This window comes from Nonomuraea sp. NPDC005650, assembly GCF_040605375.1.
Lineage (GTDB): Bacteria > Actinomycetota > Actinomycetes > Streptosporangiales > Streptosporangiaceae > Nonomuraea.
Window position 1 is genome coordinate 114,786 of the sequence record NZ_JBEXCR010000029.1, and the last position, 23,964, is coordinate 138,749.

General features: G+C 69.3%; 16 protein-coding genes. 3 read left to right on the forward strand and 13 right to left on the reverse strand.

Translation table 11 applies throughout. From position 1 onward, the window contains the following. Positions 1 to 47: 47 nt before the first annotated feature. The 7 genes from ABZS69_RS41375 to ABZS69_RS41405 all read right to left on the reverse strand — a co-directional run bounded on the left by ABZS69_RS41375 (position 48) and on the right by ABZS69_RS41405 (position 10,718). Complete coding sequence (locus ABZS69_RS41375; protein WP_355381991.1) at positions 48 to 3,008, reverse strand: glycoside hydrolase domain-containing protein; 2,961 nt, start codon at positions 3,006 to 3,008, stop codon at positions 48 to 50. Between the two features lie 98 nt (positions 3,009 to 3,106). Further along, a complete protein-coding gene (locus ABZS69_RS41380) occupies positions 3,107 to 3,880 on the reverse strand; it encodes a TIGR03084 family metal-binding protein (protein ID WP_355381993.1) in 774 nt (257 codons plus the stop codon). A 180-nt stretch (positions 3,881 to 4,060) separates the two neighbouring features. Then, a complete protein-coding gene (locus ABZS69_RS41385; protein WP_355381995.1) occupies positions 4,061 to 5,542 on the reverse strand; it encodes an alpha-N-arabinofuranosidase in 1,482 nt (493 codons plus the stop codon). A 3-nt stretch (positions 5,543 to 5,545) separates the two neighbouring features. Then, the gene (locus ABZS69_RS41390; RefSeq protein WP_355381996.1) at positions 5,546 to 7,669 is read right to left on the reverse strand and encodes a family 43 glycosylhydrolase; all 2,124 of its coding nucleotides are present in this window, start codon (positions 7,667 to 7,669) and stop codon (positions 5,546 to 5,548) included. 3 nt (positions 7,670 to 7,672) lie between these two features. Next, positions 7,673 to 8,482: a carbohydrate ABC transporter permease gene (locus tag ABZS69_RS41395; RefSeq protein WP_355381998.1), complete on the reverse strand. Its 810-nt coding sequence runs from the start codon at positions 8,480 to 8,482 to the stop codon at positions 7,673 to 7,675. Then, complete coding sequence (locus ABZS69_RS41400; protein WP_355382000.1) at positions 8,479 to 9,390, reverse strand: sugar ABC transporter permease; 912 nt, start codon at positions 9,388 to 9,390, stop codon at positions 8,479 to 8,481. Before ABZS69_RS41400 ends, ABZS69_RS41395 begins: the two co-directional genes overlap by 4 nt. Next, positions 9,390 to 10,718, reverse strand: a complete 1,329-nt coding sequence (locus ABZS69_RS41405) for an ABC transporter substrate-binding protein (protein ID WP_355382002.1) — start codon at positions 10,716 to 10,718, stop codon at positions 9,390 to 9,392. The genes ABZS69_RS41400 and ABZS69_RS41405 overlap by 1 nt, the downstream gene beginning before the upstream one ends. A 124-nt stretch (positions 10,719 to 10,842) precedes the next feature. Here ABZS69_RS41405 and ABZS69_RS41410 point away from each other — a divergent pair, with 124 nt between their 5' ends. The 3 genes from ABZS69_RS41410 (at position 10,843) to ABZS69_RS41420 (ending at position 14,769) form a co-directional block, all read left to right on the forward strand. Continuing rightward, positions 10,843 to 11,862: a LacI family DNA-binding transcriptional regulator gene (locus tag ABZS69_RS41410; protein ID WP_355382004.1), complete on the forward strand. Its 1,020-nt coding sequence runs from the start codon at positions 10,843 to 10,845 to the stop codon at positions 11,860 to 11,862. 145 nt (positions 11,863 to 12,007) lie between these two features. Continuing rightward, complete coding sequence (locus ABZS69_RS41415; RefSeq protein WP_355382006.1) at positions 12,008 to 13,369, forward strand: HAMP domain-containing sensor histidine kinase; 1,362 nt, start codon at positions 12,008 to 12,010, stop codon at positions 13,367 to 13,369. Between the two features lie 320 nt (positions 13,370 to 13,689). Further along, on the forward strand, positions 13,690 to 14,769 hold the full coding sequence (locus tag ABZS69_RS41420; protein WP_355382008.1) for a hypothetical protein: 1,080 nt from the start codon (positions 13,690 to 13,692) through the stop codon (positions 14,767 to 14,769). Between the two features lie 324 nt (positions 14,770 to 15,093). Here ABZS69_RS41420 and ABZS69_RS41425 read toward each other — a convergent pair whose 3' ends face one another. From ABZS69_RS41425 to ABZS69_RS41450, 6 genes are all read right to left on the reverse strand, one after another. After that, positions 15,094 to 17,850, reverse strand: coding sequence for a glycoside hydrolase family 95-like protein (locus ABZS69_RS41425; protein ID WP_355382009.1), 2,757 nt, complete (start codon positions 17,848 to 17,850; stop codon positions 15,094 to 15,096). A 77-nt stretch (positions 17,851 to 17,927) separates the two neighbouring features. Further along, positions 17,928 to 18,731 carry a carbohydrate ABC transporter permease gene (locus ABZS69_RS41430; RefSeq protein WP_355382011.1) on the reverse strand — a complete coding sequence of 268 codons (804 nt, stop codon included), beginning with the start codon at positions 18,729 to 18,731 and terminating at the stop codon, positions 17,928 to 17,930. Next, a complete protein-coding gene (locus ABZS69_RS41435; protein WP_355382013.1) occupies positions 18,728 to 19,690 on the reverse strand; it encodes a sugar ABC transporter permease in 963 nt (320 codons plus the stop codon). The genes ABZS69_RS41430 and ABZS69_RS41435 overlap by 4 nt, the downstream gene beginning before the upstream one ends. Then, entirely contained in the window at positions 19,687 to 21,066 is a 1,380-nt protein-coding gene (locus ABZS69_RS41440; RefSeq protein ID WP_355382015.1) for an extracellular solute-binding protein, read from the reverse strand. Before ABZS69_RS41440 ends, ABZS69_RS41435 begins: the two co-directional genes overlap by 4 nt. 21 nt (positions 21,067 to 21,087) lie before the next feature. After that, on the reverse strand, positions 21,088 to 22,110 hold the full coding sequence (locus ABZS69_RS41445; protein ID WP_355382017.1) for a glycoside hydrolase family 99 protein: 1,023 nt from the start codon (positions 22,108 to 22,110) through the stop codon (positions 21,088 to 21,090). A 115-nt stretch (positions 22,111 to 22,225) separates the two neighbouring features. Further along, on the reverse strand, positions 22,226 to 23,923 hold the full coding sequence (locus tag ABZS69_RS41450; RefSeq protein WP_355382019.1) for a substrate-binding domain-containing protein: 1,698 nt from the start codon (positions 23,921 to 23,923) through the stop codon (positions 22,226 to 22,228). Between the last annotated feature and the right edge of the window lie 41 nt (positions 23,924 to 23,964).

Below are 23,964 nucleotides of genomic sequence, written 5' to 3' on the forward strand. Positions count from 1 at the left end.
CGGATCGTGCCCGTTCATCGGCCGTCCGTCGGCGTGCTCACCGGCGGCTACCCGGTCCGGCCGCTCGCCGCCGGACTGAGAGCCGGGAGGTTGTAGAGCTCCAGCTCATAGACGGCATACATGCTCCACCGGGTGTAGTTCGCATCGTTGATCTTCAGGCGCAGCTTCCTGACGCCTTGCAGGTCGGGAAGGTCGGCGACCGAATACTCCATGACCCCGTCGTCGTCATCGCGCGTCCATCGGAACGCGACGCCCCGCGCGGCCGTCGTCCAGTCGGTGCCGTTGGCCGAGACCTCGACGTCGACGTCGGTCAGCCCCTGCGGAATGCCGCCACGGGTGGCGACCACGAGCGTGTTGAACGCCTTCGGCTCGTTCCAGTCCAGCACGATCTCGTGCGGGAACGGGTTCGCGTCGGTGTAGCCCTGCTTGGCGGCGAACATCGTGCCGTACTCGCCGTCCACCATCTTCTGGGGGCCGTACTGGACGCCGCCGTCGCCGTCACGGGCCGCCGAAGCCGACACCGCCGAATAGTCGCGGGCGACGTTGGCGTCCGCGGTGTTCACCGCGCCCTTCACGAGCGTGAGCCGGTAGGTCTTCGCGGTCCGGCCGTCGCTTGCCAGAGTGCGGATCTCGACCTTGTTCTTGCCGTTCGCCACGTTGACGTCGACGGTCGCGCCGTCGGCCACGGCGCTGCCGTCGACGGTGATCGTGCCGCCGGCGTCGCTCAGCGTCGGGGTCAGGCCGACTGTGCTCGCCCCCTGATCGACGAGCAGCGCGTAGTCACCGCGATGCCCCTCGAAGGCGAATTCCGAGACGCCGGTGAGCTTCAGGTCCTTCAACGTCGCGTCGAAGTGCTGCTGCCCAGGCGCGAGACGCACGCGGAATCCGTCGAACCGCACCTCTCTGTCCTCGAGGTTGGTGATCTCGATCCGGTGCCTGCCCGGTGTCAACCCGGTCTTTCGGAACGCGGTGAAGCGGTCGTACTGGACCGCCTCGTAGAGGTCGATCACCGTCGCCGGGCCGCCGTCGACCGACACGGACACCTTGCCGGTCGTCGTGTTCTTCTCGAAGAACGCGTCGACACCGGTGCCCTCGAACTCGTAGGCCGCCTTGTCACCGGCGGTTTTGCTGATGTGGACGCTGCCGAGATAGGCGGACTGCCGCTGGCGCGGCGCCCAGCCGGGGGAGTAGCCGATGCCGTCGTCGGTGCTGTCGAGCAGGAACGTGTCCGGGACGTCCTGCCCCTCGTACGGGCTGGTCGGCTGGGGAACCGCACCGACGCTCTCGCCCGCGGCCGCCCGCACGAGGTAGTTGTGCAGGGTGTCGAGATATCCCGGGTCGAGGGTGTAGCGCCGCGGGTCGTCCGGGCTGATCGCGCTGTCGACGATCTGCCGCGCCAGTGCCGGGTCGCGCTTTTTCAGGATATAGAGGAGCTCGTAGTCCTCCAGGCCGTCGCGTTGTGCCTCGAGCCGCAGGCTGCTCTTCACCGTCTGGTTGGCCTTGTCGGGATAGACGATGTAGGAGTCGCCCTTCCAGGGACCCACGTACCACGCGTTCCACGCCCAGTGCAGATGACCCTGCACGCCCTCGCGCTCAAGGTCCCAGTACAGCATGCGGCCGGTCATCGTCGGCTGGGTCCAGAACCGGTTGAGCCACGGGGGAGTGTTGACCTCACACGTGTAGACCCACAGATCCTGACCCGCGGCCTGCTGTGCCTTGTAGCCGGCCTTCTTGTGCTCGAATGCCGGCGTCAGCGGAACCCAGGTGTCGACATAGGGCTTGGTCCTGTCGTCGAGCAGGATGCCGTCGGGGTCGGCGTCCATGGTGCGGAAATCAGCGCCGAGGTCCGCGTTGATCTGCTGGATCTTGCGCGCGACATAGGTCCAGAGGTTGCGCTGGTCGGCGCTGATGGGCTCGTCACGAATGTGCTGGTACCACGTCAGGCCCTTCGTCCAGCCCTTGCTCTTCAGGTGCTCGTGCAGCGCGGTCAGGTAGTTCGTCAGGAAGGCGTCGGTGACCGGCAGGCTGTCCGGCAGCTTGGTGTTCCAGCTGTCGTCGGGCTTCTCGTTGTCCGGCATCTTGTTCAGCGCGTGAACGAGATGCTGGTTCGCGAAGTTCGTGATCCCGTGCCGCTTGAACGCCTCGACGTAGCGGTCGAAGTTCGTCCAGTCGATGTCGCCCGGGATCCCCTTGACGAAGTCCGACAGCTCCGTGCCGGTGGACTGCAGGAACAGGTCGGTACGGAGCCAGACCATGTTGGTGCGGTATTCGGCGAGCTTGCGTGCGAACTCGTCCATGAGGCCGAACCACGCGTCGCTGTAGGTGTCGACGCCGTAGTAGTACTTGCCGACGTCGTAGGGCTGACCGGCCTCGCCGTTCCAGCTGAAGCCGTCCCAGGTGAAGCCGTTCGTCATCGTCCAGTGGTAGTTGGTGAACGGTGACTTGTCGATCGCGGGGATCTCGACGTCGCGCACGCTGAGCCGGATCGGGACCGGGTAGCTGCCACGGGTCGTCTCGACCGTGGCCGTGCCGCTGTAGGTGCCGGGCGCCGTACCGCGTGGCACGAAGCCGGTCACGAAGACGGGCTGGGTCCGACCTGCCTCGACCCAGGTCGCCCGGTCGTTGGACAGCGGGTCCGGCATGGCCGACTCGGGATAGAGCGGGTTGCCCGCGCGGTCGGGGAAGAACGGGTTCGCCGCGACCTTGCTGTCGTCCTTGTAGGCGACGAAGTGGTAGCTCAGGTTGGCTCCCGCGATCCGCCGCCTGCCGCCTGCCGTGAGGTCGCCGAATCGGACGCGCTCGATGCGCAGCCGTTCTTTCGCGCGCACGGCGATCTGCGCGCTCTCGTATTCACCGCGGGCGGCTACGAGGTCGATGGAGGTGCTCGGCCTCTGCGGGACGGTCGTCGTGCGATAGACGGTCTTCTGCGGACTCTCGACCCATAGCTGCGCGGCGTTCGGACCGGCCAGGGCGGCCGGCGTGAATGGTCCGAATGGCGCGAGCAGCAAGGTAACGCAGAGTAAGGGGAGTGCTCGACGTCGCATGGGCACTTATCATGGGTTCTTGTTTAAGTCTGGTCAAGGGGCGTACCTCGCCACTTGCCTCATCAGAGGAAAACGCGAGCGATGTCCAGCCACTTGTCCGCGTCCTCGCCGACCGCCGTGAGGTCGGTCTGGGCCCGGGACCTGCGGTGGGTGACTCGGAGGCAGAAGTCGAGGGCGCTGCCCTGAACCCGTTGCGCGGCGTCTTCCGGCCCCCATGCCCAGGTCTGGCCGTCGGGACCGGTCAGCTCGACCCGGAACGGCTCCGCCGGACCAGGCACTTGCGCGGCATAGAACGACAGCTCTCGCCCGACCACTCCCAGCGAGGCCACATGCCGGAGCCGGCCCGTCGGACGGCGTGAGGCACCCAGCGCATCGAAGACGTCCTGCCCGTGAGCCCAGGTTTCCATCAGCCGAAGCGGCACCATGAGCGCTGTGGTCAACTGCGCCCCGTACCACGGAAACCCGTGGTCCGGCGGAACGTCACGTAGCTCCGCCGCCACCTCGGCGCGACCGGCGCGCCACTGCTCCAGCAGCACCGATCGCGGTCTGGCCGCCCCCGCGGCGGCGTCGAGGTCGGCGTATCGGCTGCCTGCGGCTTCCGCCTGCTTCAGCACGGCCTCGAACGCCTCCGGGGTCCGCAGGGCGATGAGGACGTTCGCGTCGGCTGAGGCAAGATGGGCGATCTGGTGGGCGATCGTCCATCCCGCTGCCGGCGTCGGCTTCGACCAGTCGGCCTGCGCCGATACCAGGGCGTCAAGCTCATCCCCTTCGGCTGCCAGGTCGGGCAGAGCGAGGTCGAGCTCTATGGCGGACAGGTCGAGGCCGTAGTTCAACATCGGTGTCACCTTCACGCATCGACGGCAACGGGCTTGTCCCGTTTGCATGGATAAAGTTGATCTAGCGTGGTCAGGCTAACCGACCGCTGTCACCTCGCCGTCGTCGAGGCCGCGCTCCGGCGCGAGCTGGACCGCGGCCTCGACAGGGCGCCCCGGGCCTCCGCCAGCCCGGTCTACGAATCAGTGCTGATCGCGCAAATCATCGCACTCCGCAAGAATCATCGTCCACGAGGCGGCGGGCAGCCGCGCCGTCAGCCGGTCACCGTCAGCCCGTACGGTCAGCGGCTGCGGAAGGGCCTCCACCCGGTGCGGGTCGTCCCCGGCGGCGATCACCGAGGCCGACACCGGCCTGACCGCCGCCGGGAGCCGGGCGGTGAGGTCGAGGTCCTGGTCGGGCGACCGGTTGACGGCGAACAGCGCCACCTGGGACCCGTCGACGGTGGCCACCGCCGACAGCGCGGGCGCCTCGCCGTACCGTCCGGTCTCCAGGAGCGGCCCGGACGGCTCCACCCGTAGCACGGTGCCGCGCGCGTGCCGGGCCGTCAGCGCGAACGGGTGGAAGATCGTCTGACGCCAGGCCGGGCCGCCGGGCTCGGTCCTGATCGGCGCGATGATGTTGGCGAGCTGCGCCTGGCAGGCGATGCTCACCCGGTCGGCGTGCCGCAGCAGCGTGATCAGGAAGTCCCCCACCACCACGGCGTCGGCGGCGGTGAAGGTGTCCTCGATCAGCTCCGGCGCCTCCTGGAACGGCGAGCGCTCGCGCCCGGTGAACCGGCTCTGGTTCCAGACGTTCCACTCGTCGAAGGACAGGTTGATCTTCTTCTTGCGCCGGAGCTTCGCCCCGATGTGGTCGGCCGTGGCCACGATGGCCGAGATGTAGCGATCCATGTCCACGGCGCTGCAGAGGAAGCCGGGCAGGTCGCCGTTCTCCTCGTAGTAGTTGTGCAGCGACAGGTAGTCGACCGCGTCGTAGGCGTGTTCGAGGACGGTGGCCTCCCACGCGCCGAACGTCGGCATCCCGCTGTTGGAGCTGCCGCACAGCACCAGCTCGACGTCGGGGTCGACGAGCCGCATGGCCTTGGCGGTCTCGTTCGCGAGCCGTCCGTACTCGTGCGCGGTCTTGTGGCCGACCTGCCAGGGGCCGTCCATCTCGTTGCCGAGACACCAGAGCCTGATCCCGTACGGGTCGGTCACCCCGTGTTTGACCCGCAGGTCCGACCACTCCGTACCCGAGGGGTGGTTGGCGTATTCGAGCAGGTCACACGCCTCTTGGAGGCCCCGGGTGCCGAGGTTGACGGCCATCATCGGCTCCACCCCGGCGGCCCGGGTCCAGGTCATGAACTCGTTGAGCCCGAACGCGTTCGTCTCGATCTGCCGCCAGGCCAGGTCCAGCCGGGAGGGCCGGTTGGGGCCGACGCCGTCCTCCCAGCGGTAGCCGGAGACGAAGTTGCCTCCCGGGTAGCGGACCACGCTCACGCCCATCTCGCGGGTCAGCTCCAGCACGTCGGTGCGGAAGCCGTGGTCGTCCGCCGCCGGGTGGCCGGGTTCGTAGATGCCGGTGTAGACACACCGGCCCATGTGCTCGACGAACGAGCCGAACAGGCGCCGGTTGACGGGGGCGATGCGGAAAGAGGGGTCAAGGGTCAGGTGTGCTTGCGGCACAGGTCAGGCTCCTCGGTAGACGCGTACGTAGTCGAAGTCGGCGTTGACGGCCGGCTGGGCCCCGCCGTGGGCGACCAGGCCGATGCGCACGGCCGTGTCCTTGGGGAAGGTCCACACGCCGCCCCAGGTCCAGGTCTTGCCGTCGCGGCTGGATCCGGCGCGGAACTCGTGCTCCCCGTTGGCCGGGTCCACGTGGTGCGCCAGCCGCAGCCAGGTGGTCCTGGCGGGCGGGCCGACGATGTTGCCGCCGTAGGACAGGCGGCCGGCGAAGGTCAGCTCGCGGCCGTACTCGACCTGGCGGGTGTTCCAGATGGCGACCTGGGACAGGCGGGCGAAGTCGTCGTCGGAGGCGTAGGCGACCAGCCCGGCCTGCTGGTAGTTGCGGACGGCGTCCTCGCCCAGGTCGAGCGTGACCTTGGTCTCCACGACGTAGTCGCCCTTGGGGGCCTCGCGCAGCAGCACCGACGCCTGGTTGCCGGCCCCGACCAGGTCGGCGCCCTGGACGGGCCAGCGCAGCACGCCCTCCTCGGTCTTGGCCGCGGCGTCCTGCCGCACCCAGGTCCAGCGGGAGTCGAGCGGCCCGCCGAACTCGTCGGCGTCCAGCAGCCTGCCCGTACGCGGCGTCGGCGCCGCCTTGGTGACGGCCTTGAACAGCGGGGCGGCGGAGACGTTGTCGAAGTCGGCGCCCCCGTCGGAGACCAGCCCGATCGGGCCGCTCGCGCTGCCCGTGACGGTGACGCTCGCCTGCGGGTCACGGAGCCGGGCCTCGGTCACCTCGGCGGTGATCGTCCGTCCCTCGACGGTGAGAGCCAGGTTGTGCCAGGTCGCGGCCCCTCCGGGCAGCGCCACCGTACGGGACGCGCCGCCCGAGGTGAGCGTCAGCCCGGCGGGCGAAACGACCGCGGACGTGCCGCCGATGCGGATCCCGGCGGACTTGTCCGTCCTGAGGTCGGTCTCGACGCGGACGTCCCCGCCGAGCGACTTACGGCTGATGAGCGTGCCCTGGCCACGGACATGTCCATCCTGTACGGTCCAGCCGGCCGGGTTCCGCCAGCCCGACAGATCGCCCGCGAACCGGTCGTCCACGACCCCGCGGGTCACCGGCGTCTCCCGCGACTGCTCGGAAGGCCCGGCCCCCGCACGCACGGTCGGCCAGCCGTCGATCCAGTCCAGCCGGTCCAGCAGCATGGGCCGCTCGTTGATCCCGTACGGCTCGTCCAGGAACGGGTCACTTCGATCGATGGCGTGGTAGAGCATCCAGTCCTGACCGGAGAGGTCGGTGAGCTGGGCGTGGTGGCCGGTGCCGATGAAGCGGTTGCCGTTCTGGTCCAGGACGGGGGTGCCGCCGGCGCGCGAGGCCAGCAGCGGCACGCCCTCGCGGTCGACGAACGGCCCGCGCGGGCTGGTCGAGCGCCCGGCCAGCACCGAGTAGCCGGTGGTCGGCCCGGCACAGCAGTTCGCCGAGGAGCCGAGCAGGTAGTAGTAGCCGTCGTGGCGCACCACGTACGCGCCCTCGAACTTGTTGTCGATCGCGACCTGCTGCGGCTGCCCGGTGGCGCGCAGCCCGTCGGCGGACAGCTCGGTCACCCACAGGCCGCCGAAGAACCCGCCGAAGTACAGGTACCTGCGCCCGTCCACGTCGGTGAACTGCGAGGGGTCGATCGTGTTCCAGTACGAGCCGCCCGAGGGACGCGGGGCGACGACCGGGGCGTCGATGTGCGTCCACGGCCCGGCCGGCGTGGGCGCCGTGGCGGCGCCGATCGAGTAGTCCCAGTTGGCGGGCGTGGTGGCGGTGTCGGTGACGGTGAAGTACATGACGTACCGGCCGTCGAGGTAACGGATGTCCGGCGCCCAGAACAGGCTGCCCGGCGACGCGTACGACGGCAGGTTGTCCGGCCCGAACGCGTCGCCCACGTAGGTCCAGTTGACCAGGTCGGCCGAGCGGGCGATCGGCAGCCGGTGCAGGACCTTCTCGCCCTCGCGCAGCGGGTCCGACGTGCCGTAGGAGTACCAGTAGCCGTCCTGCCCCCTGATCACCGACGGGTCGGCGAACGTGTCGGAGAAGGAGCCGGACACCGGATTGGTGAAGAGGGAGAGGATCAGTGTGGCGATGACAGCCAAGTGCATGTGTCAGCCCTTCAGGCCACTACGAGAGATGCCTTCGATGACGTACCGCTGGGTCAGACTGAAGAGGATCAGGACGGGGATGCTGGCCAGCACCGCGCCCGCCATGATCACCGGATAGTGGATCGTGTACGCCCCCTGCAGGATCGACAGGCCCGGCGGCAGCGTGAAGTATTCGGGACTGAAGATCACGTAGATCGGCCAGATGAAGTCGTTCCAGTTGGACAGGAAGCTCAGCACGGCCAGCGTGGCCAGCGCGGGCCGCGACAGCGGCAGCGTGACCCGCCAGAAGATGTGCCAGTGGTTGGCGCCCTCCATCAGCGCGGCCTCGTCCAGCTCGCGCGGCAGCCCGAGGAAGAACTGCCGCAGGAAGAACACCCCGAACGCGCCCGCCGCCCCTGGCACGATGAGCGCCGTCAGGCTGTCCAGCCAGCCGAGCCGGTCGACGATCAGGAACTGCGGGATGAGGAAGACGAACCCCGGCACCAGCAGCGTGCCGACGATCATCCCGAACATCAGCTTCTTGCCGCGGAACTCCAGCCTGGCCAGCGCGTACGCGGCCAGCGACGACACCGCGAGCACCAGCAGCATGTGCCCCGTGGCGGCGATGAGACTGTTGGCGAACCAGCGCAGCACCGGCGTGTCCGTGGTGCCCTGGAAGACCGTCCCGTACGCGGACGTCGTCGGCTCGGTCGGCAGCAGCGTGGGCGGCACCCGGGTGGCCTCGGTCTGCGTCTTGAACGACACGCCCAAGGCCCACACCAGCGGCCCCACGAACAGCACGGCGAGGGCCAGCAGGCCCGTGTAGCGCTTCACGGCCGGGTCCTGAACAGCCGGAAGTTGACCACGCTGACCAGGATCAGCAGCAGCGTGAGCAGGTAGCTCATGGCCGAGGCGCTGCCCATCTTGTACTCCCTGAGCCCCTGCTGGAGCAGGTACATGATCGCGGTCCGCGTCTCCCCGCCCGGCGCCCCCTGGGTCAGCAGGTACGACTGCCCGAACATGTTCGCCGAGGCCAGGATCGTCGTCGTCACCACGAACAGCGCGACGGGCCGCAGCCCCGGCAGCGTGACGTGGACGAACTCGCCCCACCGCCCCGCGCCGTCCACCTTCGCCGCGTCGTACAGCTCGCGCGGGATGTCCTGCATCCCGGCCAGGTAGATCACCGCGTTGAACCCGAGCGTCCACCAGACCGTCACCCCGACCAGCGCGATCCAGGCCCACGGCGTCGCGGTGGTCCAGGGGATCGGCGTGCCGAGTATCCAGTCGACCAGGCCGAGGTTCGGGTCGAGCAGCAGCCGCCACATCAGGCACACCACCGCCACGCCCAGCACGAACGGCGCGAAGAACAGCCCCCGGAACAGCGTCCTGCCCCGGAAGGGCCGGTTGAGCAGCAGCGCCACCCCGAGCGGCAGCACGACCAGGAACGGCACGCTGAACACGGTGAAGATCCCGGTCGCCCGCATCGACATCCAGAAGTCGCCGTAGACGGCCGACTGGTCGTCGAACAGCGCCGTGTAGTTGTCCAGGCCGACGAACGGCTTGCCCTCGAGCAGGTAGTCCCAGTCGTGCAGGCTCACCCAGATCCCGAACAGGGCCGGGGCCAGCACGAACACGGAGAACAGGATCAGGTACGGCGCCAGGAACAGGTACGGCGTCGCCTTGCCCGATCGGGGAACGCGCACCTCCCGCCCCAGCGTCTCTTCCGCTGAGATCGCGACCATCAGGCGCCGTACTTCTTCCGGTTGGCCTCAAGGATCTTGTCGGCCTTTGCGGCGGCCTCCGTGAGCGCGTCCTTGGGGCTCTTCTTGAGCAGGATCGCCGCGTTGATCGCCTGGTCGACGACCGCGGAGGCGTCCCCGATGCCCGCCACCGACGGCGGGAAGTACAGGTAGTCGATCTGGGTGCCGATCGTGGCCTGCTCCTTCAGCGCCGCGAACTCCGCGCTGTCGCGGATCGACTTGCGCGCCGGCACCTGGCCGCCCTTGGCCCACTCCAGCGAGTGGCTGCTGATCCAGTTGATGAACACCTTGGCCGCGGTCAGCTTGTTCTGGTCGGGCGTACGCTGCTTGAACACCACGAACTGGTGCGAGCCCGCCCACGCCGCCGGTTTCGCCCCGATCTGCGGGAGCGGCGCGACGCCCCACTCCAGGCCCTTGATCTCCTTGAGCGTGTTGATGGACCAGATGCCGTTCCAGTTGAACGCGGCCTTGCCGTTCTGCAGGGCGATGAAGTCGGCGTCCTGGCCGACGTTCTTGGGGCTGTAGCCCTTGTTGACGAGGTCGACGAGCCAGGTCAGGGCCTGCACGCCGGGGTCCTCGGCGAAGCGCGAGACGCCGGCGTCGTCGGCGAAGAGCTGGCCGCCGTTCTGGTAGAGCAGCGTCCCGAACTGCATGCTTCCGGTGAACGGGAACGGCGTGGCCCAGTGCCCCTGGATGCCCGCCTTCTTCAGCGCCTCCAGCGCCGCCAGGTACTCCTCGCCGGTCTTGGGCGGCTGCTCCGGGTCGAGCCCGGCCTGCTTCATGACCGTCTTGTTGTAGAACATGCCGAGCGGGTGCACGTCGAGCGGGATCGAGTAGCGCGCGCCCTTGTAGACGCCGGCCTTCCAGACCGGCGGGGAGAAGTCCGCCTCGGTGAGGCCGAGCGCGTTGGCCACGTCGTCGAGGGGCAGGACCACCTGGCGGGCCGCGTTGGTGGCCACGCTGTCGACGTGCATGATGCCGAGGTCGGGGCCTTGACCTGCGGAGACGGCCGCGGGGACCTTCGCGTAGTAGTCCTCCCACTTGTAGACGTTCATCGACACCTGGATGTTCGGGTGCTCGGCGTTGAACTGGTCCACCAGCTTCTTCATGACCGGGCCGTCGCCGCCGGTGAAGCCGTTCCAGAACTTCAGCGAGACCGAGGGGCCGGTGTATTCGGTGGGCGCCGCCGTGGTGGCCGGCGCCTGCGCCTGCTTGGGGCCGCCGCCCCCGCCGCAGCCCGCGGCGCCGATGACCAGCGCACCGAGGCCCAGGCCCAGTGCGCGCCGCCTGGAGAGGTTGTCGAGGGACATGCCAGATCACTCCTGCCCGTGAGGTTACGGACGTTTTACATCGTTGGTTCCAACGTTGTAAATTGCCTGGCGCCAGTTCGTTACATCGTTGTAAACCAGGTAGGGTGCCGATGGCGAAGGGGGCATGGTGCGGCCGAGGCTGAAGGACGTCGCCGAGCTGGCCGGGGTGTCGATCAAGACCGTGTCCAACGTGGTCAACGACTATCCCCATGTCAGTGGCGAGACGCGCGCCCGGGTGGAGGCGGCGATAGCCGAGCTCTCCTACCGGCCGAACCTGTCGGCGCGCAGCCTGCGCGCGGGCCGCTCCGGCGTGGTCGCGCTGGCGGTGCCCGACCTGGACAACCCCTACTTCGCCGAGCTGGCCACGAACGTCATCGAGGCGGCTGACCGGCGAGGCTGGACCGTGCTCATCGACCAGACCCAGGGCGACCGGGCCAAGGAACGCGTGGTGGTCTCCGGGATCCGCGACCACCTCATCGACGGGCTGCTGTTCAGCCCGCTCGCGCTCACGGGCAAGGACCTGGCCGGGCGCGACGAGCGTACGCCGATGGTGCTGCTCGGGGAGCGCATCGGGATGGGCCGCTCGCCGTACGATCACGTCGGCATCGACAACGTGGCCGCCGCGCGGGCGGCCACCCTGCACCTGGCCGAGCGCGGCAGGCGCAGGATCGCCGCCATCGGCGTGCAGCGCACGGCCGTCGCCGCGACGGGCCGCCTGCGGCTGAAGGGCTACCAGCAGGCGCTCGCCGAGGCCGGAATCCCCGCCGACCCGTCACTCGTCGCGCCGGTCGCGCGCTGGGGGCGCGCCGACGGCGCCGAGGCCATGAGCCGCCTGCTCGACTCAGGCGCGCCGGACGCGGTCTTCTGCTTCAACGACACGCTCGCGCTGGGCGCCCTGCGAACGCTGCTCAAGCGGGGGTACGAGGTGCCGGGCGAGGTGATGGTGATGGGGTTCGACGACATCCAGGACGGCCGGTTCGCCACGCCCACGCTGTCGACCGTGGCGCCCGACAAGGCGCTGATCGCGCAGTCGGCGGTCGACCTGCTGGCCGAGCGGCTGAGCGGCGGGACGGACAGGGCGCACGAGGTGTGCGTGCCGCATCGGCTGGCATTTCGGGAGAGCACGGATTCGCCCGCGTCGTAGCGGGGCTGACCGCATACCCATGCCGCGGTATGGGTGTTTCATGCATCGGTGCTGACGTTTGCCATCTTTTGGTCGTCGCTTTTCCGTGAACCGGTAAGGAACAAAGGGGGTATCGCGGTGTCTCTGATCAGGAGGGGTGATCAGAGTGAGCTGGTGGCATCGTTATTCGATCAGGTGCCGCCTGGCCATGGTGGCCGGCGTCGTCACGGCACTGATGTGCACCGCCATGGCGGTGTTCATCGTGCTGATGAGCCGGCAGGCGGCCATCGAATACCGGACCGATCAGCTCTTCACCGGCGCCGCGAGCCTCGGCGCCCAAATGCGCCGGCACGTCCCCGATCTGGCCGAGAGCGGCCCAGGACCGGCGATCCAGGTGTTCGACCCGGCCGGCACCCTGGTCACGGCCACCCATGACATGGCGGGCAAGCCGCCGATGACGAACCTGCGCCCGGATCCCGACGCCTACGCCACCACCACCTCCTGCGACACAAGGGTTTTCCCCGGCCGCTGTATGATCGTCCTCGCCTACCCCTTCCACCGCGACGACGGCGTCTGGCGCCTTGACATGGCCGTCCCCTACGTCCCCTGGTACGTCCGCTCCGAGCTGATCATCCCACTCGCCACCGGCTGCCTGCTGCTGGTCGCGGTGGCCACGGCCGGCAGCTACCGGATCGTGGGCACGACCCTGCAGCCCGTGGACGCCATCAGCGGCAAACTAGCCCAGATCACCACATCCGGCGATCTGCGGCACCGGGTGCCCGTGCCGAAATACCGCGACGAGCTGCGGACCCTGGCCGAGACCGCGAACCGGACGCTGGAACGCGCTCATACCGCGGTGGAGCAGCAGCTCCGCTTCGCCTCCGATGCCTCTCACGACCTGCGCAGCCCCCTGACCGCCATACGTACCCGCATCGAGGAGGCGCTGATCGACCCGGACCAGGCCGACTGGCAGCGCACCGCCGACGCGCTCCTGGACAGCGTGGAACGCATGCAGGCCCTCATCTGCGACCTGCTCCAGGAAGCGCGGCTGGACGCCGGCGTCACCGGCCGCCACGAGCCGATCGACTTCACCGAACTGGTCGCCGGCGAGCTGGAGCGCCGCCTCGCCAAGGCTGACCTGCGCCACCGCCTCATGCCCGGCGTCATGGTGGACGGCTCACGGATCGAGCTGTCCCGGTTGCTGAACAACCTGCTGGACAACGCCGATCGGCACGCCACCTCCGCCGTCACCGTCACCCTGACGCTGGATGCCGACGTCGTGACGCTGGAGGTGAGCGATGACGGTGACGGGATCGCCCCCGAGCACCGGGAGATCATCTTCCAGCGCTTCACCCGCCTTGAAGCCTCCCGCGCCCGCGACCCCGGCGGCACCGGGCTCGGGCTGCCGATCGCCCGGCAGATCGCCCAGGCCCACGGCGGAACCCTGACCGTCGAGGACAGCCGGCGCGGGGCCCGGTTCGTGCTGCGCCTGCCCGAGCTCGCCACGCCTCGGCCGCCGTCGGGGTGAGCGGATCGGGGCGCGGGCCTTCCCGCTATTTCGCCTCGACTCAAAACTTTTCACCCAGCAAGAGCATGAGTGATCACGGGGAGAGACTTTTCGGCTGCGCAATGTGGTTATAAGAAAGCGCCCGAAACCCCGGGTCTCCCCGGCACACTACGTGATGCCGAAAGATCACCGCCGCCGCCGGACGGCACGGCGACTCGTAATCGACCCGATCGGAGCACGACATCAAGACCTCACATCGCCAGGACGTCGAGAATCCCCGGCGCTTACCCCTCGTCCGCGCGTTCGCCCGGAGCTCCTTCTTCGCCGCCGTCGCCCTCGCCTTGCTCGTCGCCGGTCTTTCCACGAGCGTCGTCACCGGCGGCGAATTCCGTACGAGCGGCGCGGCGGAGGCCGTGAGCGCCATCGACGCCCGGCCCAACGACGGTTCCGGCTACTGGCCGGACTTCTCGAACACCGGCTACGCCAACACGCCGGCCAACGCCGGAGGCCTGGGGCTGGGCGCGTACCCGGGCAAGCTCACCGACTACGCGGCGGGCATGAGCGCCGACAAGCCGCTGAGGCTCGAGTTCCCGGACAACAGCGTCATCTCCTACAAGCGCTTCCTCGGCCTGAAGGTGCTGATCTACGGCGACAACCTGACGTTCGTCGGCTGCCTGTTCGAGGGCACCAACCCCAACGACAACCTCGTCCAGATCTACTCGGACAACGACATCAAGTTCCTCTACTCGACGTTCAAGCCGAGCTCCTACGCGATGCCGCCCGGCAACGACGGCACCGTCTCGTCGTCCCACACCAAGCCCGGCACGCCGTTCGAGGACTCCTGGCAGCTCGCCACGACGATGAAGGAAGCCGTGGCCGTCATGGACCACAACGACATCTGGGGCAACGCGGGCATGATCATGGTGACGGGTTTCCCGGACCGCCCGTCGACCTGGACGAACAACTACATCCACGACATGGCCGATACGTCGCACGACGAATACCACCACGACGGCATCGGCCCGCAGAGCGAAGGCAACGGCGGTCCCATGATCGTCGACCACAACACCCTGGCCTCCCTGGGCAACACCAACGCCCTGGCCCTGCAGGGCAGCGGCGTGTACGACCACATCTCGGTCACGAACAACTACGTCTCCGGCTGGGGGTACGCGCTCAGCATCGGTGTCGTCAACAACGCCACGAACATCACGGTCACCGACAACGTCTTCTCGGCCGAACTCGAGCAGCTCTACGGCTTCCTGTACGGCAACATCTGGGGCGGGTCGGCGCGCGGCTCCACCTGGCGCCGCAACCTCATCCAGGCCCGTACGGGCGACGACAACCAGACCTACACGACGGCCGACCACGGCAGATACCTGTGGCCGAGCGGTGAGACCCACGCCACCGACTACACGGGCTGAGCACTTTCCCACGTGACGTCGTGGCGGCGGACATCGCGCGTGCCCGCGCGGTGTCCGCCGCAGGCCCGAGGTCCTTGAGCTGCGGCGTCATGCCGTCACTCCCAGGTCGCGCAGTTCGGCGCGGGCGAAGTCGAGCTCGTCGGCGATGTCGACGGCGAGCTGTCCGGGCGTCCTGGGACGCAGCGCCGGCGCTGGTGACGGTGGAGGAGCTCCGCCAGGTGCTGGCCCGCGACACGGACGCGCTCATCGCCCGCCTGTCCGTGAAGAAGGCAGGCTGACCTGTGTCGTGGCGCGCCGGGGAGAGCCGGCGCGCCACGAAGGCCGTCAGCCGGTGATCAGGTCGAACGACTCCCAGGGTCCGATGGCGGTGCGGTTGGCGATGAGCGGCGCGGCGCCGGCGTTGTCGGCGCAGACGTACTGGCCGTTGGCCTGGGCTTTGAGGCTGATGGTGCCGTCAGGGTTGTTGACGAGCTGGAAGGTCTCCCAGGGTCCGACGGCGTCGCGGTTGGCGATCAACGGTTGCGCTCCGGCGCTTTCCGCGGCCACGTACTTGCCGTTGGCCCTGGCCCTGAGGGCGATGTTGCCGTTGCCGAGGTCCACGCGGTCGAACTGCTCCCAGCCGCCGATCGTCGCGCGGTTGGCGATCAAGGGCTGGGCGCCGGCGTTCTCGGCGGACACGTACAGGTTGTTGGCGCGCGAGCGCAGGCTGATCGCGCCGGACGGCGCCGACCCGGTCGGGAGGCCCAGGGTGGAGGCGGTGCCGCTCAGGGACTTCACGCCCTGGTTGGCGGTGCCGGTGAGCCGGGTGGCGGTGTAGGAGCCGAGCGGCTTCGCGGTGCGCTCCACCACGTAGACGGATCCGGCGGCGGTGGCGAAGCCGATCTCCGCGCTCGAGCTCGTCGTGATGGTCGCGTTGTCGGAGGTGCGGCGGACGCGGACCTGCTGGGTGCCCCACGGGTTGACCACGGTGGCCTGCTTGCCGTACACGCTCTTCAGTCCGACGTACTTGACCTCGCCGGCCTCCCGCTCGGAGCTGACCAGGAAGCCGTCCTTGGCCAGCAGGGTGAACTTGCCGACGAACGAGGAGTCGGCCGGCACGGCGGGGAACACCCGGATCCTGCCGTTGTAGCTCTGCATGAGCGACTCGTTGAGCGCCGTGAGGTGCACGCCCAGGTACTCGAAGACGCCGTTGGTGTTGTTCGTCATGCCGTTCGGGTAGTTCTGGTATTTCTGCAGCATGGTCTTCATGCCGTTGTACGCCTGGTCGCCGAGGCCCAGCCGGGCGGCCTGCACGGCGTCGTTGGACCACACGTTGCCGTAGGGGAAGGGCCGCTGGTTCCAGGTGCTGACCGCGGTCTGGTGGTCGGGGAAGCCGATCCCGGTCAGGTCGTACGGCCAGATCAGCTCGGCGGAGACGTTCTCGTTGTTCCTGGTCTGCGAGATCGGCGGCTGGTGCGGCTGGTAGGCGCCGTTCGAGACCACGTAGGGCACCAGGTGGTCGAGCACGTTCTGCCACGTGGACCGCAGCCCCGCGTCCACCCCGAGCTGCCGGCTGACCTCGATCGTCAGGGGGAAGATCGCGCGCACGGCGGCCAGGTCGGTGATCGCGTTGCGGACGTTCCAGTACGTCTCGTGCGAGTTGGAGTTGGCCAGGTAGTACGTGTTCGTGGCCGCGTCGTGGGAGAGCATGGCCGAGTAGAACTTCGCCGTCTCCCGCATGAACGGGTAGGCCACGTCGCGCAGGTAGTTCGCGTCGTCGGTGTAGCGGTAGCGCAGGTACATGCTGTAGGCGGCCTCGTAGCCGGTCGACAGGATGTTCTTGGTGTAGTCGCTGTTGACCGTGCCGCGCGCGTTGCCGTCCCAGCCCATGGTCTCCGGTACCCACAGGCCGTCGACGTTGTACCGCGTCTGGGTGTACGACTTCAGGGCGTTGTAGTTCCTGGCGTACAGGTTGTTGTGCCTGTCGATGAGGTCGGGATGGTTGGAGGCGAGGAAGGACAGGTAGACGTCACGCTGGTTCCAGTACCAGTACGCGTTGCTCCACTTCGTGTTGTCCTGGGTCGCCCTGAAGACGCCGTTGATGAAGTGGGCCGGGTAGTTGCCGTAGCCGCCCGCGGCGATCATGTACGTGGACAGGTAGTAGACGTTCTCCAGGTAGTCCGCGTCGCCGGACAGGCCGGAATACTGGACGAACGACTTGGCCCAGAAGGCGTGCCACCAGTTGCGGTAGTTGGCGAACGTGGTCGCGTACCCGGTGGACTTCACGGCGGCGAGCTGGTTGCGGGCCTGCCCTGCCGAGTCGCGGTTGGGGGCGTTGACCCGGCCGGCCGCGGTGAACCAGATGGTGTAGCTGGAGGTGGGCGTGATGGTGAGCCGTACCGTGCGGGAGTCGACGACCTGGGTGGAGTAGCTCGCGCCCTCGACCGTGGCGGCCAGCGTGTAGCCGAACCCGTCGGCGTCGCTCTGCCCCCGGCTCAGGCCGGCGGCGCTCGCGTCGGCGAAGGTCGAGACGGTCTTCCAGGTGTTCAGGTCGGGCACATCGCCGCTGTTCTGGAGGTTCGCCGTGTCCCACATGCTCAGGGTCAGGGCCACGCTGGAGACACCGCCGCGGCTGTCGTCCACGTGGATGCCCATCACCTCGGAGTTCGGCGACCCCATGACGGTGACGGTGCGGTTGGAGTCGTACTTGGTGGTGAGGGTGCCGTCGTACAGGGACAGCCGCTGCTGGAAGTTCGTGTACCCGGTGTCCATGCCCGGGCTGGTGGCCAGGTTGACCAGCCCCGCCGCGAACGCGGACTGCTGGGACAGGTCCACCCCCGAGGTCTGCATCGTCAGCCCGTTCTGACTCCAGACCATCGCTCCGGTACGGCCGTTGCCCACGGTCATGCCGTACAGCGGGTTGGTGTTGGGCCTGTTGTAGACGATGTCGTGCTTGGACAGGTAACCCGCGTGGTCGACGTCCAGCGCTCCCGCGGACTGGTCGAACGCGGCGTCGGCCGGTGAGGCCAGCGCCGGCGTCCCGGACAGCAACGCGCCGACGATCGCCAGCAGGGGGAGGGACCGTAACAACCTCTTCACCATGCTCACCTTTCGGGGGGTCGGGATGTGGCATGTCACGTGGTCGGAGGTCTGTGCCGCGCACCCGGGCCGGTGCTCGATCAGCCCTTGATCGCCCCCACCAGCCCGTTGACGAAGTACCGCTGCAGGAACAGGAAGAGCGCGATCACCGGCAGCACGATGATCAGGGAGGCGGCCATGACCTCGTTGTAGCTCGGCACGTCACTGGCGATGAGCGACTCGAGTCCCAGCGGCAGGGTGAACAGCGACCGGTCCGAGAGCGACACCCGCGTCAGCACGTACTCGTTCCACGTCGGCACCGCCGTCAGCACGGCGACGGTGATGTGCGCCGGTTTGGCGAGCGGCAGATACACCGACCAGAAGATCCGCGCTTCGCCCGCGCCGTCCGACCTGGCGGCCTCGCGCAGGTCGCGGGGGATGGAGCCGTAGCTGTTGGTCAGCAGCAGCACCGTCAGCGGCGCGGTGCCGTTGACGAAGGGCAGCACCAGCCCCAGATGGCCGCCCAGCAGCCCGAGGTTCTTCTCCAGGATCACCACCGGCAGCAGCACCGTGATGCCCGGCACGAACAGCAGCGCCACGAAGAACCAGTACAGGAACCGGCGGCCGGGGAAGTCCAGGACGGCGAAGGCGTAGGAGGCCAGGCTGTAGACCACCAGCACGCCGATCACCGTCATCGCCGTGACCTTGAGGCTGTTGAGGAAGTAGTCCAGGAAGTGCAGCCGGCCCCACGTGGCGATGAGGGTGTCGAGCGTGGGCTCGCGCGGCAGCAGGTTGCCCTCGAGGATCTCGCCGCGGGTCTTGAAGGCGCCCGTCACCATCCACAGGAACGGATACACGCTGATCAGGGCGTAGACGAACAGCCCGGCATAGGCGAAACGCTTCACTGGACCCTCCGGAGCAGCCGCGCGTTGGCCAGGGTCAGCAGGACGGCTCCGGCGAACAGCAGCCAGCCCAGCGCGCTCGCGTGGCCGAGCGAGGGCGCCAGGCCCTTCATGAACGCCAGCCGGTACGCCATCAGCCCCAGCACGTCGGTGTGCCCGCCGGGCCCGCCGTTGGTCGTGATCAGGAAGATCTGGAAGCCGTGCAGCGCGTCGCGGACGCCGAGCAGCACGACGGCCACGGTGATGGGCCGCAGCAGCGGCCAGATGACGCGCCGCAGCACGTGCCAGGAGCCGGCGCCGTCGATGCGCGCGGCCTCGACGATGCCGCGGTCGATGGCCTGCAGCCCGCTGAGGTAGAGCAGCGTGGCCACGGGCACGCTCGACCACACCAGGACGACGATCAGCGTCGGCAGCGCGGTGTCCGGGTTGCCGAGGAAGCCCTGCGGCTGCCGCAGACCGCCCAGGCCCAGCGAGCCGAGCAGCAGGTTGATCGCGCCGTCGGGCTGCAGCACGTAACGCCAGGCGTAGTAGACGGCGATGCCGCTGGTCACGTACGGCAGGAAGTAGACGGAGCGGAGAACGGCGCGCAGGCGGGTGATGGAGTTCAGCATCACCGCGAGCGGCAGGGAGACGGCCACGGTCAGCAGCGGCACGGCGACCATCACCTGCGCCGTGTTCCCCGCGGCCCGGCGCAGGTCGGCGGCGAGCGACGGGTCCGCGTACAGCAGGTCGGCGTAGTTGCCGAGCCCGACCCAGCGCCAGTCGGGCGTGAAGCCGTTCCACTTGGCGAAGCTCAGCAGGAACCCGCTGGCGATCGTGTAGGCGCCCATCACCAGGAACAGCACGACCGCGGGCGCGACGAAGGCCCATCCGACCAGCCGGCGCCGCCGGCGGGCCGCCCCCGCCCGCGCCGGCGGCCGCTCGCGCAGCCGCCGGGCGGGGAGTTCGACGGTCGTCGTCACTGGGTGGACTTCCACATCGACGCCATGACCTTGTCCAGCTCCGTGCCCGCCTGCTGCGGGCCGAGCTCCTTCAGCGGCGTCAGCCGCACGGTGAGGTCACCGGGCTTGACCTGGTCCCAGTCGGAGGGGAAGAAGCTGTCGTCGGCCGCCTCGTAGGCGCTCTCCGGCGGCCCGGTGAAGTACTTCTGCAGCGCGGCCAGGTCCTTGCCGAGCAGGGCCTCGGCCTGGGTGCCCAGGTCGGTCGCGGGCAGGTCGAGCGACTCCTTGGCCACCATGCCCGCGCCCTCGGGCGAGGTCACCCAGTCGATCCACTTGATCGCCGCCTCGCGGTTCTTCGTCGTGGCCGTCACGCCGAGCCCGGTCAGCGCCAGCGGCGCCATCGAGATCTGCTTGTGCGTGCCCTCGGCCGACGGCGGGATCGGGAAGGCGAGCACCTTGTCGGGGCTCATCCCGTTCTGTGCGAGGAAGGCCAGCGTGAACGTGCCGCCCACGTCGAAGGCCGACTTGCCCTGCGCGAAGGCGACGTCGGCCTCGTCGATGCCCAGCGTCGTGGCGCCGGGCATCCAGTACGGCGTCAGCTTGGCGTACGTCTCCAGCGTCTTGACTCCGTCCGGCGAGGCGAAGCCCTGCGTGGTGCCCTTGCCGAACAGCGCGTGGAAACGCTCCTTGCCGAGGTAGGCGAAGGCCAGCGGCTGATAGATCCAGTTGAAGCCGGTCTGGGAGATCTTCAGCCCCAGCGACAGCCCGCCCTGGCTCTTGCCGGTCGTGGCCTCCAGCGCCTTCAGGAACTCCTCCCACGACTTCGGCGGGGTGTCCGGATCGAGCCCGGCCGCCCGGAGCTTGTCCTTGTTGGCGTAGACGATGCCGAAGGCTCCGGCCGTGAACGGCACGGAGAAGCGCTGCCCGGCCTTGCCGTTCTTGATGGGGGAGTCGACGGCCACCGAGTCGATCTTCTTCTGGGTCAGCACGCCGCTCTCCCGCGTGGAGGGCAGCAGGCGCTGCTTCCAGTCGCCGGTGACGTCGGCCGCGAGGTCCTGCAGCAGGCCCGACGAGCCCATCTCGAAGTCCTCGCCGGCCGCGTGCACCTCCAGCACGTCCGGCAGGCCGTTGGTCTGGGCGGCGCTCTGGACCTTGCTGACGAACACGTCGTCGGGGGTGACCGCCTCGACCGTGACGCTGATGCCCGTCTTGGCCTTGAACTGCGCCGCCGCCTTGTTCAACGCGTCGGCGTGCGACTTCTTGAACGTCCACATCCGCAACGACTGCCCGGCTTGCTCCTGCCCGCCACCGCCACCGCCACCGCCGCTGGAGCAGGCCGCGAGTCCCATCACGAGCGCCGCGGCCAGGCCGAGCACGCGCTTGCCCACCGTTGTCATCGGTCTTTCCTTCCCGTACGGCTAGCGCACGTTCTCGAACTTCTCGACCCAGTACCGCGTGCGGTCCAGATAGGCGGTCTCGGCGGCCCTGCCCTGCTTGCCGTAGGCGCCCTGGAAGGTCTGGTAACCGTGGCCGGACGGCGGGGTGCCGTCGGCCGGCTCGATGACCGAGCCCTCGTGCCACTCGTTGAAGGAGGTGACCGACACCCAGGTCGGCGAGCCGCCGATGGCCGGGTCCAGGGCGTTGGTCCACTGCCTGTCGTAGGCGGCGCCGTCGGCGCGGGCGACCGTCGGCGTGGTGTTGCCGGGCACGGCGCGGTCGTCGATGTAGCCGGGCGCGACCGAGGGCGCCCAGATCAGCCCGTGGGCCTTGGCGTACTCGCCGGCCTGCTTCCAGCCCGGCGCGGTGGCCCCGGCGATGCCGTCATAGGTGTACATGCCGTTGAAGTGCTCGATCTTGGTGGTGTCGGTGGTCTGGGCGAGGATGACGTTGTCCTTGTTCACCGCCTCCAGCGCGGACCAGTCGGCGACCTGCAGGCTCCAGAACACGTAGAAGACGTTGTCGAAGGCCGGGTGCGAGCCGTACCGCTGGTGCAGGTAGCGGATGTCCTCGACGGTCGAGGCGGCCGTGCGGCCCTCGTACGGCTCCAGGTGCCAGGCGACCTTGATGCCCCGCTTGGCCGCGGCGTCCATGACGCGCCCGGCGAGGCCGTCCTCGTAGCCGCCCTGGCCCCACCAGCTGTAGACGATCACACCGGCGCCGGTCTGCCCGATCCACTTCATGTGCTGGGCCAGGACCCGGGAGTCGCCGGAGTCGTAGGCGCCAAGGGCGGGGTAGAGGTCGGCGCCGACGTCCTCGGGCGGGGTGTGGCCGCCCTGCTGCCAATGACGCCACTCGCCACCGGCGGGCGTGCCGTACCAGGGGTAGTAGAACAGGTGCACGTTCCTCGACAGCTTCGCCGCGGCCGCCGGCGTGGCCTGCGGCAGCCAGGCCAGGGCCGCTAAGAGGAGGACGAGAGCGAGATTCCGACGTTTTGCGATCATGGCGTCCTCTCGGGGGTGAAGGATGCTCCGTGGGATCGGCTGCGCGCGCAAATCGTTAAGATGTTCCCGAAATCTACACGTAACGGATGCGGTGTCAAGAGTCCGCGTTCAGGCCTCAGGCGGATTGACGGCGTACGAGGCGCGCGGGGACGACGAGCTCGGTCGACGGCTCGTCGATGGCGCCGCGCAGCCGTTCGAGCAGCCGCACGGCCGTGGCCTGGCCGATCTCGCGGGCCGGGTTGGCCATGGTGGTCAGGCCGGGCGAGACCATGCCGGCGGCGTCGATGTCGTCGAAGCCCATCACGGCCAGGTCCTCGGGAACGCGCAGGCCCCGCTGCGCCGCCACGTCCAGGGCGCCGATCGCCATGACGTCGTTCGCGCACAGGACGGCGTCGGGCGGTTCGGCGAGCTCCAGCAGCCGGGCCACGCCCTCGGCGCCGCCCGCGCGGCTGAAGTGGGTGTGCGCCACGAGGGCCTGGTCGGGCGGCACGCCGGCGTCGGCGAGCGCCGCGCGGTAGCCGGCCACCCGCTCGGCGGCCGGGCCCTCGGCGGCCGGGCCGCACACGAAGGCGATCCTGCGGTAGCCGCAGCCGAGCAGGTGGCGGGTGGCCTCGGCCGCGCCGCCCTCGTCGTCGCTGTGCACCAGGTCCACGCCGTGCTGGACCAGCCTGCCGCCCAGCCGGACCACCGGGATGCCGGCCTCGATGGCCGGCAGCAGGTCCTCGGCGTGGGTGTGGAACACGGCGAAGGCCAGGCCGTCGACCTGGCGGGCGATCATGTGCTCGATCGCGGCCTGCTCGGTGCGCCGGACGCCGTCGGTGTTGCTGATGATCTGGTCGTAGCCCGCCGGGCCGAGCACGTCCTGCAGGCCGCGGGCCAGCGCCGGGTAGAACGGGTTGGTGATGTCGGGGATGATCAGCCCGATCGTCTGGCTGCGGCTGGTGCGCAGGCCGCGGGCCAGGACGTTGGGCCGGTAACCGAGCTCCTCGATGGCCCGCAGCACGCGCCGCCGCGTCTCGTCCGCCACGGGCCGCCGGCCGTTGAGCGTGTGGGACACGGTCGTCGCGCTCACCCCCGCGAGGTCGGCGACCCGCCTGATGCTCGGCCGCTCGCCGCGGAGCGCGCGCGGCTGCTCCTCGGGGATCGGGGGAGCGTGGTGCGGCGCCGCATCCTGGCGGTGCAGGATGCTCTCGAACGCGCCGCCCAGCACGGCGTACGCCTCCTCCAGCGTGCGCACGCCCCGCGCGACGGCCTCGCCGGGGGGCACCCGCTCGGCGGCCTCCAGCAGGATCGACTCCCACACCTGCCGCACGGGCCCGAGCGCGGAGGCCGCCAGGATCCGCGGCCTGAGGCCACCCGTCTCCCTGGCCGTCTGCCCTGCCGTCTCCCTGGTCGTCTCTCCGGCCAGCGCCTCGGCCAGCGCGTGCTCGCGCGCCGCGAAGAGCTCGCGGCCGTAGGCGCGCAGGGTCTCGCTCCCGCGGTAGATCCGGCCGAAGAGCGCCAGGTCGCCGGCCGGCTCGGCACGCAGGATCCGGCCCAGCTCGACCGGCACCCGCCCGCCCGGCCCGCGCCGCCGCGCCACCTCGGCCGGGTCGCCCGCCAGCAGCGGCTCGTGCTCGAAGAAGAGCTGCTCCTTGACGGGGAAGTAGTTGAACACGGTCTTGGCCGACACGTCCGCCGCCTCGGCGACCTCGTTGACGGTCACCGCGTCGAACCCCCGCAGGGCGAACAGGCGCAGGGCCGCGTCCGCGATGGCGCGCCGGGTCTCGGCCTTCTTGCGTTCGCGCCTGGCAGGGGGCTGCTGGGTGGGCATGCGGAGATATTACATCGGCATAATCCTTTCAGCCGCTGAAC